Raw genomic sequence first — 15710 nt, forward strand, 5'->3', positions numbered from 1 at the left:
CGCTAAACAACTTGCGACTTACGCCAAAAACTTATGCTAAAAAACTCGGCGAATGGAATAAGCAGATGTAAAAACATAAGGAATAGGGCTATATTTTGTTCCGCCGTATTGCGAATTAATAACCATTCCATTGCCTACGTAAATCGCAGCGTGAGTACCATTTGCAATAATATCTCCTGGAGCTGCTTGAGCAAGACTTGGAACAGCTGTACCAACTGTTGCTTGCGCGCCAGAAGTTCTAGGCAAAGAAACACCCATATTTGCAAAAATGTATTGCACAAAGCCAGAGCAATCCCAGCCAGCAGGAGTTGTTCCACCAGAACGATACGGCACTTTGTTTAAGAATTGAGCAGCAAAATTAAGCATTGCCGATGTAGAAGAACCATCTGGAGGAGCAACAAAATAGCTTTGTGATGTTCCTCTAACACCAGAACGGCTTGCAGCGGAATCGTAATCGCCATCATTATTGCGAGCAGCATTACGAGCATTTTCTGCAGCCGCCTGAGCAGCCAACTCTGCAGCACTTTTAGTTTGAGGAACATTTAAAGACTCAATCCCGCCCCAATGCGAATTAGAATCAACGCTTGTAGAAGTAGATTCTGTTAATAAATCGCGCTTAACAGATGTGACTTTAGGGAAGGAACGCGTAGAAGTAACTGCAGACTCTTCTGCATAAGCACAAGCAAAAGGAACCATAGTAGCAAGAAGAGTTGTGCATACAGCTCCCGCAACTATAGAAGAAAAAATCTTATTTTGTTTAATATTTTGATTAATCTTTTGCTCAACCATCACTAGCGATGTTAACACATTAACAATACAAAGCACCTAAAAACGCGTAGTAAACCAACAAAAGTTGATGAATCTAATATTATGCGAGTAATGCTTAAAAGATTTAGTAGTGAATAAACTCAAAAGCGGAAGCATCTTTAGCGCTAACGACTCTTGAATAGGTTCTACCATGATATTCGGCGCTAGATTCAGATGTTTCTATAGAACCATCTTGATTAATCTTTTCCACAATAGCAACGTGGCCATAAGCGCGGTTAACTCCAGCCTGACCGCGGCCAAACACCATTATGTCTCCAGCATGACGAGGAGTATTATCTACCCAATAACCGAGCTTACGAGCAGTCCAGCCCCACATCCATCCGTCTCCCATATTGGAGCCAACTGGAAGGCCAAGCTGATGCCTGCGAACATAAACCCACCAAGTGCATTGGCTAAATTCGTAAGCATTTCCCGAATCGCCAGAATCGTGATTTGGATTAAAACCAGATGGAACAATCTTTGCATCTGAATCCAAGAAAACAGCAACATTCGGATTATTTGCTGCAGACTTAGACATTTCCGACACCTTAAAATCGGAATTAGAACCCAAATCCCACTTAGACTTATGAGAAGACTTAGTAGAAAATGCGCTTAAATCAGATTCAAGGCCAGCAACTGCGCTGCTAAAGTTCAAATATTTATTAGCGCGATTAATGCTTTCTCGCATACTCGAACGAGATGCTGCTTGATCAGAAGAATCGTCTACAAAACTCAACTTAGAAGAATAAGGTTTAGAAGACAAAGAATCCATGTTATTAGGCTTGTTCAACGTCATAGAAGTTAAAGCAGCTCCGACTAATGCAAACAAAGAAGCGGAAATAATCATACGATTCTTACGTTCTTTAGCAACGCGTGCTAAACGAAGCTGGCGACGAGACAAAGAAACAGAAAATTCTTGATTTATATCTTTTAGACTTACAACAGCACCATTATTTTCTAAAACGGCTGCAGCACGATTATTAGAAGATGCATGCGAACCGCGCACAGAAGTAAAAAGCATAAAAGGCGAATTAAACCGCCCCTTTGCTTTAGCACCATGCTCAGCATGCTTCATAAAATCGCTCCTAAAATCTTCTAAATGTATTCACAAATTCACACTTACAAATCTAAAGAATACAATGTGGTACGGATACGCAACACAATACGCAACACAATACGCAATGTAATTCTTAAAATTGATATTGAACACGCAAAGATGTATGGTTAATTATATGAAGCTAGCACCAATTATTAATCCAGATGCACGCAAAGAAGCACCAAAGCCATTACGCGTGGACTTGTGCAAAGCATTTATGACTGGAACGATTATTTGGCTCATAGCATCATTAATCACAGTTATTCTTGCGATTTTACACTTTTTATTGTGGTTCTTTGCTGCAATTTGCCTTAGTGGATTTGTAATTGGAATTTTGCTTTTAATCTGGGAACACTTTGATCGCTGGGATTATAGAAGACTAGGAAAGTAAAACGCTTAATACGATTAAGCGAACTATTTTGCACACTACTTTGCAAGCGGAATAGCAAAATTAACAGTAGTTCCCTGCCCAGGCCTACTCCACAATGTTATGCTACCGTGATGCGTAAGAGCCACGTGCTTAGCAATAGCAAGACCCAATCCAACGCCGTCTTTACTAAAGTCATTTTGATTACTCGACCTATAAAAACGTTCAAAAATACGCGGCTGATCTTTTAGAGGGATTCCAATTCCCGAATCAACAACGCGAATCACAGCAAATCGATTATCTTCTGACTTTAAAGCACAAAGCGCAACAACACTATTTTTATGAGAATAGATAATAGCGTTTTCAACAAGTTTCCTAATTGCACTGCTTATTTGACTAGAATCCGCTAAAACATTAAGTGAAGAATCTGCTTTAATAATTACGCGAACATTTTTACTAGACGAAAGAGAAGAAACAAGATTTTTAACATCTTCCAACACTCTCAAAACGTTTACAACACTAGCTTTTGAAGCATCAATAGGACTTTGCGCTCGCATAAGAAGAAGCAAATCTTCTAACATATGTTCCAAGTGTTTAGACGATTTTTGAGCAGACGCAGCAATATCTTTAATACGACTTGCATTAACATCTTTGCTTTGCAAAACATTAGTAAGGCTGGAAATCATGCGTGTTGAGCTAATAAGTTGATTGGAGACATTGCTTATAAAATCGTTACGCGTTTGCTCAAAAAGATGCTCCGCGCTGGAATCGTTTATAATAACAATAACTTTTCCTGCTCCAACACTTCCAACTGTAATATTAAGCCAATTAGGTCTAGAAATTGTAGAAGGATTAGGCGCTGAATCGTTAGATTGTGTTGATGAAGAATCGAAAGCAGCCGAAGATTGTAAATACGAAGTTTTATCTAAATTATCTACATTATCTAAATTATCTACATAAAAATCGTTATCTTCACTAATTGTTACATATTGTTTGGGAGTAAAAGTCACTAAATCAAAACTTTCATAGCCTCCAGAAGATCGCACATTATTTACAGCTTGTAAAACGCGCGGCTGAACAATCGAATCGTCTAAAACAACTCCAAGAGTGTAGCTTTGCGAACTTGCGCGCAAAACGTCGTTATTTTTATCAACAACAATCGTAGCTCCTGGAAGCATAGCTAAAACAGCGCAAGCGTCGGAGCTAATGTCTTCGGAACTATCGTCTATATCAAAGTCGGAATCGGAATCAAAGTCGGAATCGACTAAAACTTTTTGCATTTTCTTATGAAAAATGATGCGAAAGATGCGCTTAAAACCACGTCTAAAAGTCATAAAAATACGACTAAAAGTAGAATCAAAAAACGGAACAAAAACATTACGAAATGTTGATAGAACAAAGTCAAAAGCAAACATAACCACAACAATTGCAACACAAAGTGCAATCAAAGCAAAAACAACAAACACCACTAAAGGCGAATATGGCGAATCTTGAAGCATACTCTTAAAGAATACTCTAACGCGCTCACATTTAAGCGACTAATACGTTTAACGCACGTGCGCACAGTAGTCTATACTTGATTAGGGCAATCTAAACAAACGCGAATATGCTCCAAGGCAATTTAGCGCGATTGAACGCAAGAAAGGACACACCATGCGAGTGATTTTCAACGAAGAGATGAAGGCAGTTGCATTAAACATTGAACGCATGGCAGAGTTTGTTGCAAGAGCCATGAACGATGCTGGAAGCGCTCTAGTAAACGCAGACTTAGAAGCTGCGCAAACGGTTATAGATAACGACGCAAAGCTAGACGCACTAGAAGCAAACGTTATAGATCAATGCTTAATATTGCTTGCACGTCAAAATCCAGTTGCAACAGATTTGCGAGAAGTAGTTGCAACTATGAGGCTTGCTGCAACTTTTGAGCGCATGGGCGATTTAACAAGTCACGTTGCGCAAATCGCAAGAAGAAATTGGCCTGATTGCGCAATACCAAGTCAAGCAAAAGAAACTGTTGAAAAAATGGTTGACTTTTTGCATGTTCTTGCAGGTCAATTAACAGACATGCTTTCAAATAGAGACGTTAATGTAGCAGATGCAATTATTCACGGCGACGACGTAATGGATAAGTTGCACGAAGATATTTTTGCTCTTGTAGAAGGCGAAGATTGGAACGGCACTAGAAAACAGTTGATTGACTTGGTGCTTCTAAGCAGATTCATGGAACGCATAGGCGATCATTCAGTTGCTGCAGCAAGGCAAGTTGTATTTATTGTTTCGGGATTTGACCCAACTAAGAAGCCAGAACCAGACAAAGACACAGTTGTAGCATAAAACACAAGTGGCGTAGAACACGATTTTTGAATAGAAACCTAAAACGTAGCCTGTAAAACAAAAGTAGGCTTGCAATTAATTTTGCAAACCTACTTTTTATTTAAGTTAATTTAAGATAATTAAGCTAACTTAAGCTAATCAAACTCACTTTTGACCTTGAGCAGCCACGGCAGCAGCACCAGCAGCAGCAGCTTCTGGATCCAAATACTCGCCGCGAGGCTTGATTGGCTTAAAGTTCTCGTCCAACTCGTAAAGAAGAGGAATAGCCGTTGGAATATTAACCTTGGAAATCTCTTCTTCGCTCAAGTTGTCGAGCATCTTAACGATTGCGCGCAAGCTGTTGCCGTGAGCTGCAATCATTACAGTCTTGCCAGACTTAAGCTCTGGAACAATATCGGACTCCCAGTAAGGAGTTACGCGAGTCACAACGTTTGCCAAAGCTTCAGTTTCTGGAACTGGGTCGCCTGCGTAACGAGGATCATTCGTTTGAGAATACTCGTCGTTTGGATCGATCTGTGGAGGTGGAGTTGCGTAAGAACGACGCCAAATCATAAACTTCTCATCGCCATATTCCTGACGAATCTCAGACTTGTTCTTGCCTTGCAAAGCGCCATAGTGACGCTCGTTCAAACGCCAGCTGCGACGAACTGGAATCCACAAGCGGTCGGCTGCGTCAAGCGCGTAATTCGCGGTGTTGATAGCACGACGAAGCAAAGAAGTGAACACGATGTCTGGAAGAACGTTCTTCTCTTTAAGAAGCTCGCCACCATGCTTAGCTTCCTCAACACCCTGCTCAGTGAGCGGTACATCAACCCAACCAGTGAACTGATTGGTCTTATTCCATGCGCTCTGACCATGTCGGAGCAATACTAATTTATATGTCATAACTACCTAGTCTATTCGTTTCGTACGACTACTTACAAAAAGTAAACAAACACGAAAAATTTAATCAAAAAAGTCGCCGAACACTTGAATAGCATTCAACGACTTTTAAGATTAATTCAACTGATTATAACTAATACAACTAGCGATAATCACAACTAGCGAAGTGGCTTTACGAGTGGGAACGTAATCGTCTCGCGAATGGTTGCGCCCGTAAGCGCGATTAGCAAGCGATCAATACCCATTCCCATGCCGCCAGCAGGAGGCATACCAACGCCGAGAGCCTCAATAAAGTCCTCGTCAATATCCATTGCCTCAACGTCTCCAGCCAAAGCATCCTTAGCTTGAGCAACAAAGCGCTCGCGCTGCACAACAGGATCGTTAAGCTCGGAGTAGCCGGTTGCAAGCTCAAAGCCGCGCACATACAAATCCCACTTTTCAACCATTCCTGGCTTTGTGCGGTGACCCTTAACAAGAGGGCTGGTTTCCACTGGGAAGTCACGCACAAATGTTGGCTCATAAAGCTTATCCTCGTAGAAGTGCTCCCACAAGTGCTCAACCAACTTGCCGTGATTCTCCACTTCGTCGCGCTCAACGCCAAGCTTATCTGCGATTGCGCCCAAATGCTCAACGGAAGTTTCTGGCGTAATCTCCTCGCCCAAAGCCTCGCTAAGCGAGCCGTACATGGTAATCTGCTTCCATTCGCCGCCAAAATCGTACTCTTCGCCATTAAGCAAAGTCACCTTAGTGGAGCCGAATGCGTCTAGCGCAGCCTTTTGGATCAGCTCTTTAGTAAGAGCGCCAATCGTATCGTAAGTGCCGTAAGCCTGGTAGGCTTCGAGCATTGTAAACTCTGGAGCGTGAGTTGCGTCCACGCCTTCGTTTCTAAAATCACGGTTGATTTCAAACACGCGGTCAATTCCACCAACCAAGCAGCGCTTAAGGAAAAGTTCTGGAGCAATACGCAAGTAAAGATCAATGTCGAAAGCGTTCATGTGAGTTGTAAACGGACGAGCAGCAGCACCGCCATGAACCGTTTGCAACATTGGTGTCTCAACCTCAAGGAAGTCGTGGCTGTCGAAAGTGCGGCGAAGAGAAGCCACAGCATGCGAACGCCTACGAACCATATCGCGAATCTTCTCGTCTGCAATCATGCCAATATAAGGCTTGCGAGTGCGAGTATCGTCGCTTAATTCCTTATGCAAAGCTGGAAGCGGCTGCAAAGCCTTAGCTGCAATTGCCCACTCAGTTGCGAATACGGAAAGCTCGCCAGTCTTAGAAGAAATCACGCGACCGCGAACATACAAATGGTCTCCCAAATCAACCATCTGCTTGAAGCTTTTAATGGATTCTTCGCCAATTTCCTTCTTGGAAACCATTGCCTGAATCGTAGTGCCATCTCCTGCAGCAAGCTTAACGAAGCACAAGCCGCCAGCATTACGCAAGAAGAGAACGCGGCCAGCAATACCAACCTCGGTATCGGTTTCTTCGCCAGCTTGAAGCTTGCCGTCGAAATCGGCACGCACTTTTTCGATTGTATCTGTAACGTTAAGATGCACTGGGTATGGTTGCACGCCTTCCTTAAGCATCATCGCACGCTTTGCAACGCGCATTTGCACCTGCTCTGGGTGTGCAAGAGGACCAAACTCTTTATTGCTTGGATCAATTGCTTCATCTAGGCTTGCACCTTCGTTTACGCGCTTTGCAATAGCCTCGTCTTGCGCGAGTAGCATTTCGGCATGCTCAACGGTGTCGATTTCGTTGGTGTTATCTGTTGCGTCATTTTCTGCTGCGGCGTTTTGCGCGGCAAGCATTGTAGTATTCGTGTCACTCATAGACGCTAATTGTAGCTACTAGGTAATACAGCTAAGCGCGTCGCAAATGCGTTTTATTGCATTATTTAGTCGATTGCGCAAATCATTTTTACATCAAATACACATTTTTATATAAATATTTATATTTTTCTGTTTTCGGAAGAAAAATAGATTTACAGTAAAAATTTTTACTATTTTATTAAGTTATACAAAATTATTTACGAAAAGCGACATGATTTTGCAAATATTGCAGATCGCATGCAAGCCATAAAAAGTGAAAGTAAATTTTTAATAAAATCTCAAAAAATTTATTTACTAACGACACACACTAACGACACACAATTATATTTTGTAGCAAGTTCACGCTATTATAACCAAGTTATTGTAGTATTGCTTGCACGATTGTGAATGTAGTTGCATCGTGCATTCGTAAGATGAATTCACACAATAACATCGGGCTGTAGCGCAGTTTGGTAGCGCGCTTCGTTCGGGACGAAGAGGCCGCGGGTTCAAATCCCACCAGCCCGACTTTTGATTTTTGCACAATCGCGCGTATTGCAACACTCTTATAAACGCGTAATTCTCTGTTAAACGCATAAATCTGTATGATTGAGTAGTGAGCAAAACGGAATTTAATCGCAAGAAGCAAGGTGGCTTAAATGTTAAGCGTTTCGCAATTGTATAAAGAACTAGACAGTATGTTTGCTAATCACGCAAGCGCGCAAGAAATCGAAAAATACTTGCTAAACGCTCTAAACCAATCGCAAGCAAAAGCAAACCAAGAAGCAACAAACCAAGAAGAATCAAACCAAGAAACAACAAACCAAGAAGAATCAAACCAAGAAGAATCAAACGCTCAAGCATTGCAACTATCTGTATTAAACGAGTTGATGGGATTTTATAGGTCTCGAGGAGAATACGCAAAAAACAAGCCAATCATTGATAATGCGCTAAAACTTTCAAATAAAATGCAACTAGCAGGCAGTGAAGCTGGCACAACCACGCTTATAAACGCTGCTACTAGCCTTCGCGCAGCTGGCGATTATGAGCGCGCAACAGAAATATATTCTAAAGCTCTTAAAGAATCATCGAAAACACTAAAACCAAACGATAGAAAACTCGCTGCCCTTCACAACAATCTTTCAATGCTTTACAGCGAAACAGGCAAAATTAAAGAAGCAATAGATCAGCTTGAAGAAGCATTAGACATATTGCAAAAATCGAGTATCAATCCTTCAACAGACATAGATATAGCAGCAACTCACACGAATCTTGCGCTTGCGATTTTGCAGGAGTGCTCGCAGAACAGCGCAAACACAAACAGCGAAAGCACAAACAGCAAATCCACTATCCTTAACTCTGCTTTTGAACACGCTTCAACTAGTATTCGCATGTACATTGCAGGAAATAACCAAAATCAACCGCACTACGCTTCTGCTTTAGCTGGATATGCTCAAGTTCAATACGCGCGAAAAGAGTATTCAGACGCTGTAGACGCATACAGCGAAGCTCTAGATTTAATAGCACAATGCTACGGAAAAGATAGCGAGTCGTACGCGATTACGTTGGAAAATTTGCAGCAAGCACAGAAGGCAGCAGAAAAATTTACGGCGAGTGGCGTGGCGGATGCGATTCAGTGTGCTGCGGAAAAATCGCCAGCAACCGATGATCTGCAGCCAGAGTCAAATAAAATTAAAAAAGCAGAAGATAATCCAAAAATAAAAAACGGCATGCAACTTGCAAAAGAATATTGGCAAACTTACGGAAAGCAACTACTGGAATTACCAAAATTTAGGGACTACAAAAACCGCATAGCCGCAGGATTAGTTGGCCACGGATCGGAATGCTACGGATTTGACGACGAGATTTCGCGCGACCACGATTTTGGCCCAGGATTCTGCTTATGGCTTACAGATGAAGACTACAAAAAGATTGGCGAGTGTTTGCAAGCAGCTTACAACGATTTGCCGCAAGAATACGCTGGATTTGGCTCTCGCGAAGAAACGCCGCGCGCTAAATCATGCGAAAGCAGCAAGCGAGTCGGAGTATTTAGTACATCTGAGTTTTTTGAAAACATAACAGGATTTGCTACTGCTCCAAGCCAAGACGAGCCGCATTTATGGCTTTCGCTAAACGAGTCAACACTTGCTGCAGCTACGAACGGCCAAATTTTTGCAGACCCACTTGGAGAATTTAGCAAAACTCGTCAAAGTTTTAAGCTTATGCCAGACGATGTGAGAATCTCGCTAATCTCCAGAAGGCTTGGCATGATGGCTCAAGCAGGCCAATACAATGTTCCACGAATGCTAGCGCGAAAAGACGGAGCTGCAGCGTGGCTTTCTATAAACGAGTTCGTGCGTGCAAGCGCGTCAATCGTATTTTTGCTAAATAACCCAATAAGTGCGGGATATTTGCCATATTATAAGTGGCAATTTGCAGCTTTACGCAAGCTCAGCGCGCGAATGGCGTCTAGACTTTCAAACGTGTGCAATCAGCTTGAATCGCTTATGCGACTAAGCTCCGCGGCGTGCTTTGGTGGAATCGGATTTGGCGAAGGCACAAAAGGAAGCAGCGAAGCCGAATCTAAAATAAACGAGATTATTCAAAACGTGTGCAACGAAGTAGTGGAAGAGCTTAAATATCAAAGCTTAAGCGATTGCAATGAAACATTTTTAGAATGGCAACGCCCGTATGTTGAAGCACATATTAAGCAAAAAGATGCATGCTTGCATAGCTTGTAAAACTCGTGAAAATTAAAACTCGTGAAATTCGAAAAGCTAGATTAACACAGCAAACCCTAATCAGAGATAGTATAAAAGATTACTAGAACTAAAATCGGTAGGATTAAAAATGATTAGCAAAGAAGACAACGCGCAAATAACGCAAATAGACAGCAAAAATCACACAATTGCAGAAGAAATTACAAGACTAGAATGGCAGCAATTCCAGCTTACGCAAAACGAAGGCGGACGCGCGAATTGTCAAGGAAACTGGCCAACATTCCACATTATGCGAATGAGCCAATTTTTGACTTGGCCTCTGGATTTGCAAGAATCTTATAAAAAAGATCTTGAGCGCGCAAAAAGCAATGGCAGAAATTTGATAACAGAAAAATATGCAAGAATGATGGGGTCCACTGCGCCAGAAATTTTTGAGCGCACGATTAAGCCTTATATTAAGCCGATTTTAGAGCCTAGAAAAAGCGAGCAAGAGAAGATTATTTTAACGCAAGTTAAGTGGGCCGACGATTTTCGCAATCACTACCCTCATTTAGGTCTTGCAATGCGCGTTCTAAAAACAAGCGAAGATACAGAAGAAAATACTTCTTTTGAAACGTATTTGCGAGGAGAATTAAGCACGTATTCTGATGATACTTTTGCTAAATATAAGGCTTTTATAGAAGATTTAGCAGCAAAAAATCTAAATCTTACGCAAATGATTATTACGAATACTGTGCACATGTATGGTTACGATTCGCTTGAAGCGGCAGAGCACGCACACTAGTTAACTTGCTTATAAAAAAACTTGTTTAAGGTTGCCGATTCCACGCAGATTAAAAGCGACAAGCACTACAGTATGTTGCTAACATTATTCTAATTTGATAGAATTTTAAGGAGTCCCTCGAATAGTCACCCGCTGGTGCGCGTTTCTTTACATAACGTAATGAATAGAGGGGCTATAATTTTTCATCAACCTATCAAAAAATTGGGTTATTCCCAAAAGAATTATCATTTTATAGATAACAAACACTTATTAAAAACTTGCTTTTGTGCTTTATTATTATACAAATAACGCACAATTGCAAGTAAATGCAGCTAAAAAGTTGCACATAGGTGATTATTTAGGACTGAAAAACGTAAAAATAACAAATGTTTATAAGTCAAGTATTGACACTGTTGACAAACATTGACAAATTCAAATAACTATTGATAAATATTTACAAATGTTGAGGCAACTATAGCGTAAATAATTTTGCAAATGCACAGTCGATTCTTTGCGCAGTTTTTAAGCTACGCAAATCCGATTCAACAAAAACAGTAGAAGATGCGTTCAAACCATTTTTGCTCAAAAAATCTCTATAAATCATAATATTCGGCTTGCGCAAATGAGATTCGCAAGATGCACTAACGCCATTTATCTCGCCAAGTATTGGGCAAGTTGCGCGCGCGCAATCAATCCACTCTTGCGAAGCGTTTCCCAACGCCCAAACGCGCACACCTTTTGCAATCAAATCGCGATCAAAAGACGCAAAACGCGCTCGCTCCCCTAAAAATCCGCGTGAAAAATTCTTAAAATACAGGCGATAAAGCCAAGTTACAGCAGGACCGTGATGCTCACTAAACGATTCCAGTGCGCGCTGGCTGCTCCATGCAGCCTCTCGCAAAGCTTCGTGAAACTCAAAACCCCATTCTGGCTCGTAACTAAACAGAACTTCGCCAATATAATCTGGGTAATCTGACTCCAATGTGCGGCGCGCATCCCAATCAACAAGAAGATGCAAGTCAAAAACAACATCTGTTATGCCGTTTTCAATAATTTTTTGCGCGCACAAATCGCAATAATCGTCGCTATTCTTAATAAAATTATCACCATTCTTGCAATCGTCACTATTCTTAAAATCATTGCAATTAGGCGAAAAATCTTCTGTGCAAATCATTAAAAATCCTAAATTATTCGGTTGGCGAAATTCCGCCAATATAGGACGACATTCCAGAAGCGCCAGAAGCACCAGGAGCCCCAACACCAACGCCAGAAACACCAACCCCAGCGCCAAAGCTAGCAGGCAAATTGTTCAAATTATAACCAAGCGCCTCAAGCTGCGCGCGCCCATCTTCTGTAATATTTTCAACACTCCAACGCGGCTTCCAAGTCCAATCAATCCTAAATTCGTCCACTAATCCAACAAGCGCACTCGCGCACTCGTCTTCAATCAAATCCGTAAGCGGGCAAGCAGGCGTCGTAAGCGTCATCGTAAGAATCGCGCGACCAAGCTCGTCAATCTCAATCCCGTAAACTAAGCCCAAATCAACAACATCAATACCAAGCTCTGGGTCCACAACATTGTGCAAAGCCTCTTGAATATCTTCCTCGCTTACGCGCCCAATATTGTTTGCGCTAAGAGTTGATTCTGCTTGATTTTCTGCCATCTTGTTCCTTATTTTTAAGTGTTACAACGCGATTTTTTTAAGTGTTACAACGCGATTTTATAAAGCTACATACGATTTTATAAAGCCTCAATAGCCTTTGCAATACCGTCTTTTAAGCCTTCCCACGCAAGCAACGCACACTTGATTCGCATTGGATATTTAGAAACGCCTTGAAAAACCATTGCATCTTCCAACTCATCTTCGTCTTGCTCGTTTTTTAATCCCACTCCCCTAGATTCCATAAGCTTGTGAAAAAGAGCGGCTAATCGCAAGGCATCCGCAACAGTTTTTCCCTCAACCAAATCAACCATAATCGAAAGACTCGCTTGCGAAATTGAGCAACCGTGACCATCCCACTTAATACTTTTTATAAGCGCATTGCTTGAATTATCAACGTTTTTAGCGAGTTCCACGTGCATAGTAACCTCATCTCCGCAAGTTGGATTAAATTGATGAGATTCCCCAAATGCATAGTCTTTACTAGCTTCTACAGCACAATTTTCGTGATGATTTGTAATTTTTATATTAGAATCGTTTTTTAGCTCATCGGTTGCTTGCGACTCTGCTTTAGAAAGGCTCTCCGTGCTTAAAAAATGCGCCTTTCCGTGCGGATTTCTAGCAGCATCTAAAATCACTTCTTGATACATGCTTTCTAATCCGCTACTTGCACCGTTACCGTCATCATCAAAACTCACATCAAACATGCGCTCTCCTTGCATTAAAATATTACGACTATGCGCCAAAATATGCGCGAACTTGGGAAACAGCTTCGATTAATTCGCGAGCTTCTTCGATTGTGTTATAAACTCCAACAGACGCGCGATTCGAAGCGTACACGCCAAAATGGCGATGAATCGGTTGAGCGCAATGATGCCCAACGCGAATCGCAATTCCTTGCGCATCCAAAAACTGACCAACGTCATGCGGATGCACTCCTTCAACTTCAAAAGAAACCGTTGCAATGCGCTTGCTTAAATCAAGCGGGCCAAGCACGCGAACTCCTGGAACATGTTGCAATTTAAGCAATTCTTCAGCAAGTTCCTGCTCATGCTTTGCAACTCTATTCATGCCCAACGAGCAAAGCCAATCCGCTGCAACTCCTGCAGCAACCATTTGTGCAACTGGCTGAGTTCCCGCCTCAAAACGGTAAGGCGCTTGCATATATTGCGCTGGCTTGTTAAGCCACGCAAGCTCCACCATAGATCCACCAAAATTGGCTGGCGGAAGAGCGTTCAAAAGATTGCGGCGACCATACAAGAACCCAACTCCCGTCGGACCGTACATTTTATGAGCACTAAAGGCTGCAAAATCAACATCTAGCGCGTGAAAATCAACTGGAATATGCGGAACGGACTGGCAAGCGTCAAGAACAAAAATCGCCCCAACCTGGTGCGCGCGCTTGCAAATCGGCGAAACATCCGTGATTGCGCCCGTAACATTGCTAATATGCGTAACTGCAACGATTTTCGTGCGCTCATCAATAACAGTACTCAAATAATCCGCGTCTGCGCGCACGCGACCATCTTCACTTACATCGATCCATCGAAGCTCCGCGCCAGAGCGAATCGCAAGCTCTTGGAATGGCAATAAAACTGAATGATGGTCTGCACGAGAAACAACAATATTATCGCCCTCATTAATCACAAAATGCTGGCGCAAAGTTAAGTTATCTTCCGCAAAACCAGGGCGATTTAACCTAGAGTTAATAGTGGCGTTTCCAATGGAAGTGGCAAGAAGATTCAGCGCTCCTGTAGCACCAGGCGTAACAACAATCTCTTCGCTTCCTTCTTTGCTACAAGCACCAACGAGTTTTGCAACCTTTGCGCGCGCTTGTTCAAACGCAACTGTGCTAAGCGCTGCCAACTCGTGCGCGCCTCTATGTACGCCAGCATTAATCGTTTTATAAAACTCGTTTTCGGCATTAATTACAACTTGCGGCTTTTGAGAAGTTGCTGCAGAATCCAAGTAAATCAAGGGTTTTGAATGTACTTTGCGACTTAAAATCGGAAATTGGAGCCTTAAATCTTCAAAATCACGCATTAGCGCAAAATCTGTTCCAAGACTTTTATGATTCAACATTCAAAATCACCTTTTAATCAAATTTATAACTTAAAAGCCGCTCCCCCAAAACAATGATTGAAGGAGCGACTTTCAAGACTTAAATCTTAGTAATTAGCGCTTTACGAACAGCTAAGCATAAACGCATAAACGCTTAAATCATAAAGCAAAAACTAATTAGAATCCAAATTGTGCCGCAGCTTGACGAAGAGTCTCTGCAGAACGCTTCAAAGCAGCAAGCTCGCGATCCGAAACTGGAGTATTCAAGCGAGAATTTACGCCGTTGCGGTTCAACAAAGTTGGAACCGACATGCAAACGTCTGAGATTCCATGGAAGTCTTCAAGCAAAGAAGAAACTGGCAAAATGCGGTTGGTGTCGCGAAGAACAGCCTCAACAATATCTACGCCAGACATTGCAATAGCGTAGTTTGTAGCGCCTTTACCGTTAATAATCTTGTAAGCTGCGTTCTTAACTTCTTGATGAATCTCTTCGCGCTTAGCTTCATCCAATGGCTCATGACCTGGAAGAGCATTCCACTCGCACATTGGAACGCCACCAATAGTTGCAGAAGCCCAAAGTGGAACTTCGGAATCGCCATGTTCGCCAGCAATATAAGCGTGAACGTTCTTAACATTCACACCAGTGTGCTGAGCAATAAGGAAGCGCAAACGTGCAGAATCAAGGTTTGTACCCGATCCAAACATTTGATTAGCAGGAAGACCAGAAAGCTTCATAGAAACATGCGTAACAACGTCAACAGGATTTGTAATAAGCATGTAAATTGCGTTTGGAGCAACCTTAACAACATTAGGAATAATCGACTTCATAATATTGATAGTTGCACCTGCAAGCTCCAAACGAGTCTGACCAGGCTTTTGACGAGCGCCAGCAGTAATAACAACCATATCGGCATCGCGGCAAATTTCAACATCGTCGGAGCCAGCAATAGAAACAGCTGGGTAGAAGCTAGAACCGTGCTGCATATCGAGCACTTCTGCTTCAACACGTTCCTTAGCGATATCCTCAAGCACAATTTCACGAGCAACACCGCGCTGAGCAGCAGCAAACGCAAGCGTAGAACCTACTGCGCCAGCACCAATAATCGCAAGCTTTGTTGGCTTAACCTGAGAATTCACCATTAGAAAACCCCTTTTCCACAAAACAGAGTCAACCCTCTAGCTAATAAATAACTCAAAATATAAGG

Annotated in this window: 14 protein-coding genes and 1 tRNA gene; 5 read left to right on the forward strand and 10 right to left on the reverse strand. The window is 42.2% G+C overall.

The genetic code is table 11. The features are described 5' to 3' along the window. Window positions 1-36: 36 nt before the first annotated feature. Together HXT30_RS03890 and HXT30_RS03895 are read right to left on the reverse strand one after the other, a co-directional pair. On the reverse strand, window positions 37-789 hold the full coding sequence (locus HXT30_RS03890) for a C40 family peptidase (protein WP_016805276.1): 753 nt from the start codon (window positions 787-789) through the stop codon (window positions 37-39). A gap of 103 nt (window positions 790-892) precedes the next feature. Beyond that, window positions 893-1882, reverse strand: a complete 990-nt coding sequence (locus tag HXT30_RS03895; RefSeq protein ID WP_422111341.1) for a CHAP domain-containing protein — start codon at window positions 1880-1882, stop codon at window positions 893-895. Between the two features lie 157 nt (window positions 1883-2039). Here HXT30_RS03895 and HXT30_RS03900 point away from each other — a divergent pair, with 157 nt between their 5' ends. Next, window positions 2040-2294, forward strand: coding sequence for a DUF2530 domain-containing protein (locus HXT30_RS03900; RefSeq protein WP_162862689.1), 255 nt, complete (start codon window positions 2040-2042; stop codon window positions 2292-2294). A 35-nt stretch (window positions 2295-2329) separates the two neighbouring features. Here HXT30_RS03900 and HXT30_RS03905 read toward each other — a convergent pair whose 3' ends face one another. Next, window positions 2330-3769 (reverse strand): sensor histidine kinase, encoded by a 1440-nt coding sequence (locus HXT30_RS03905; RefSeq protein ID WP_422111342.1) that lies wholly within the window; start codon window positions 3767-3769, stop codon window positions 2330-2332. Window positions 3770-3923: 154 nt separating this feature from the next. Between HXT30_RS03905 and phoU the strand changes: the two genes are divergently transcribed. Beyond that, the gene (gene phoU, locus HXT30_RS03910) at window positions 3924-4604 is read left to right on the forward strand and encodes a phosphate signaling complex protein PhoU (protein WP_415701796.1); all 681 of its coding nucleotides are present in this window, start codon (window positions 3924-3926) and stop codon (window positions 4602-4604) included. A gap of 144 nt (window positions 4605-4748) precedes the next feature. Here phoU and HXT30_RS03915 read toward each other — a convergent pair whose 3' ends face one another. Beyond that, window positions 4749-5489 (reverse strand): phosphoglyceromutase, encoded by a 741-nt coding sequence (locus HXT30_RS03915; RefSeq protein ID WP_004130287.1) that lies wholly within the window; start codon window positions 5487-5489, stop codon window positions 4749-4751. 155 nt (window positions 5490-5644) lie between these two features. Beyond that, window positions 5645-7321 carry a lysine--tRNA ligase gene (lysS, locus tag HXT30_RS03920; protein ID WP_415701795.1) on the reverse strand — a complete coding sequence of 559 codons (1677 nt, stop codon included), beginning with the start codon at window positions 7319-7321 and terminating at the stop codon, window positions 5645-5647. 433 nt (window positions 7322-7754) lie between these two features. Between lysS and HXT30_RS03925 the strand changes: the two genes are divergently transcribed. The 3 genes from HXT30_RS03925 (at window position 7755) to HXT30_RS03935 (ending at window position 10804) form a co-directional block, all read left to right on the forward strand. Next, a tRNA-Pro gene (locus HXT30_RS03925) sits at window positions 7755-7828 on the forward strand. Between the two features lie 131 nt (window positions 7829-7959). Next, entirely contained in the window at window positions 7960-10041 is a 2082-nt protein-coding gene (locus tag HXT30_RS03930) for a DUF4037 domain-containing protein (protein ID WP_422111343.1), read from the forward strand. A 109-nt stretch (window positions 10042-10150) separates the two neighbouring features. After that, window positions 10151-10804 (forward strand): DUF4125 family protein, encoded by a 654-nt coding sequence (locus HXT30_RS03935; protein ID WP_422111344.1) that lies wholly within the window; start codon window positions 10151-10153, stop codon window positions 10802-10804. 451 nt (window positions 10805-11255) lie between these two features. On the opposite strand, the gene HXT30_RS03940 is transcribed toward HXT30_RS03935, so the two are convergent. The 5 genes from HXT30_RS03940 to HXT30_RS03960 all read right to left on the reverse strand — a co-directional run bounded on the left by HXT30_RS03940 (window position 11256) and on the right by HXT30_RS03960 (window position 15645). Next, window positions 11256-11957 carry an HAD family hydrolase gene (locus HXT30_RS03940; protein WP_422111345.1) on the reverse strand — a complete coding sequence of 234 codons (702 nt, stop codon included), beginning with the start codon at window positions 11955-11957 and terminating at the stop codon, window positions 11256-11258. 13 nt (window positions 11958-11970) lie between these two features. Beyond that, window positions 11971-12447, reverse strand: a complete 477-nt coding sequence (locus HXT30_RS03945; protein WP_016635688.1) for a metal-sulfur cluster assembly factor — start codon at window positions 12445-12447, stop codon at window positions 11971-11973. Window positions 12448-12524: 77 nt separating this feature from the next. After that, window positions 12525-13151: a Fe-S cluster assembly sulfur transfer protein SufU gene (sufU, locus tag HXT30_RS03950; RefSeq protein WP_422111346.1), complete on the reverse strand. Its 627-nt coding sequence runs from the start codon at window positions 13149-13151 to the stop codon at window positions 12525-12527. Between the two features lie 28 nt (window positions 13152-13179). Beyond that, window positions 13180-14526 carry a SufS family cysteine desulfurase gene (locus HXT30_RS03955; protein ID WP_422111347.1) on the reverse strand — a complete coding sequence of 449 codons (1347 nt, stop codon included), beginning with the start codon at window positions 14524-14526 and terminating at the stop codon, window positions 13180-13182. Between the two features lie 156 nt (window positions 14527-14682). Further along, the gene (locus HXT30_RS03960) at window positions 14683-15645 is read right to left on the reverse strand and encodes an L-lactate dehydrogenase (RefSeq protein WP_004130300.1); all 963 of its coding nucleotides are present in this window, start codon (window positions 15643-15645) and stop codon (window positions 14683-14685) included. Window positions 15646-15710 lie beyond the last annotated feature (65 nt).

It is taken from the genome of Gardnerella sp. DNF00571G (genome assembly GCF_049262695.1).
GTDB classification, from domain to species: domain Bacteria; phylum Actinomycetota; class Actinomycetes; order Actinomycetales; family Bifidobacteriaceae; genus Bifidobacterium; species Bifidobacterium piotii.

What these genes read in the sequence shown, in the direction of transcription:
- HXT30_RS03890 (WP_016805276.1), bottom strand. Translation starts at nt 789, where the DNA reads ATGGTTGAGCAAAAGATTAATCAAAATATTAAACAAAATAAGATTTTT.
- HXT30_RS03895 (WP_422111341.1), bottom strand. Translation starts at nt 1,882, where the DNA reads ATGAAGCATGCTGAGCATGGTGCTAAAGCAAAGGGGCGGTTTAATTCG.
- HXT30_RS03900 (WP_162862689.1), top strand. Translation starts at nt 2,040, where the DNA reads ATGAAGCTAGCACCAATTATTAATCCAGATGCACGCAAAGAAGCACCA.
- HXT30_RS03905 (WP_422111342.1), bottom strand. Translation starts at nt 3,769, where the DNA reads ATGCTTCAAGATTCGCCATATTCGCCTTTAGTGGTGTTTGTTGTTTTT.
- phoU (WP_415701796.1), top strand. Translation starts at nt 3,924, where the DNA reads ATGCGAGTGATTTTCAACGAAGAGATGAAGGCAGTTGCATTAAACATT.
- HXT30_RS03915 (WP_004130287.1), bottom strand. Translation starts at nt 5,489, where the DNA reads ATGACATATAAATTAGTATTGCTCCGACATGGTCAGAGCGCATGGAAT.
- lysS (WP_415701795.1), bottom strand. Translation starts at nt 7,321, where the DNA reads ATGAGTGACACGAATACTACAATGCTTGCCGCGCAAAACGCCGCAGCA.
- HXT30_RS03930 (WP_422111343.1), top strand. Translation starts at nt 7,960, where the DNA reads ATGTTAAGCGTTTCGCAATTGTATAAAGAACTAGACAGTATGTTTGCT.
- HXT30_RS03935 (WP_422111344.1), top strand. Translation starts at nt 10,151, where the DNA reads ATGATTAGCAAAGAAGACAACGCGCAAATAACGCAAATAGACAGCAAA.
- HXT30_RS03940 (WP_422111345.1), bottom strand. Translation starts at nt 11,957, where the DNA reads ATGATTTGCACAGAAGATTTTTCGCCTAATTGCAATGATTTTAAGAAT.
- HXT30_RS03945 (WP_016635688.1), bottom strand. Translation starts at nt 12,447, where the DNA reads ATGGCAGAAAATCAAGCAGAATCAACTCTTAGCGCAAACAATATTGGG.
- sufU (WP_422111346.1), bottom strand. Translation starts at nt 13,151, where the DNA reads ATGTTTGATGTGAGTTTTGATGATGACGGTAACGGTGCAAGTAGCGGA.
- HXT30_RS03955 (WP_422111347.1), bottom strand. Translation starts at nt 14,526, where the DNA reads ATGTTGAATCATAAAAGTCTTGGAACAGATTTTGCGCTAATGCGTGAT.
- HXT30_RS03960 (WP_004130300.1), bottom strand. Translation starts at nt 15,645, where the DNA reads ATGGTGAATTCTCAGGTTAAGCCAACAAAGCTTGCGATTATTGGTGCT.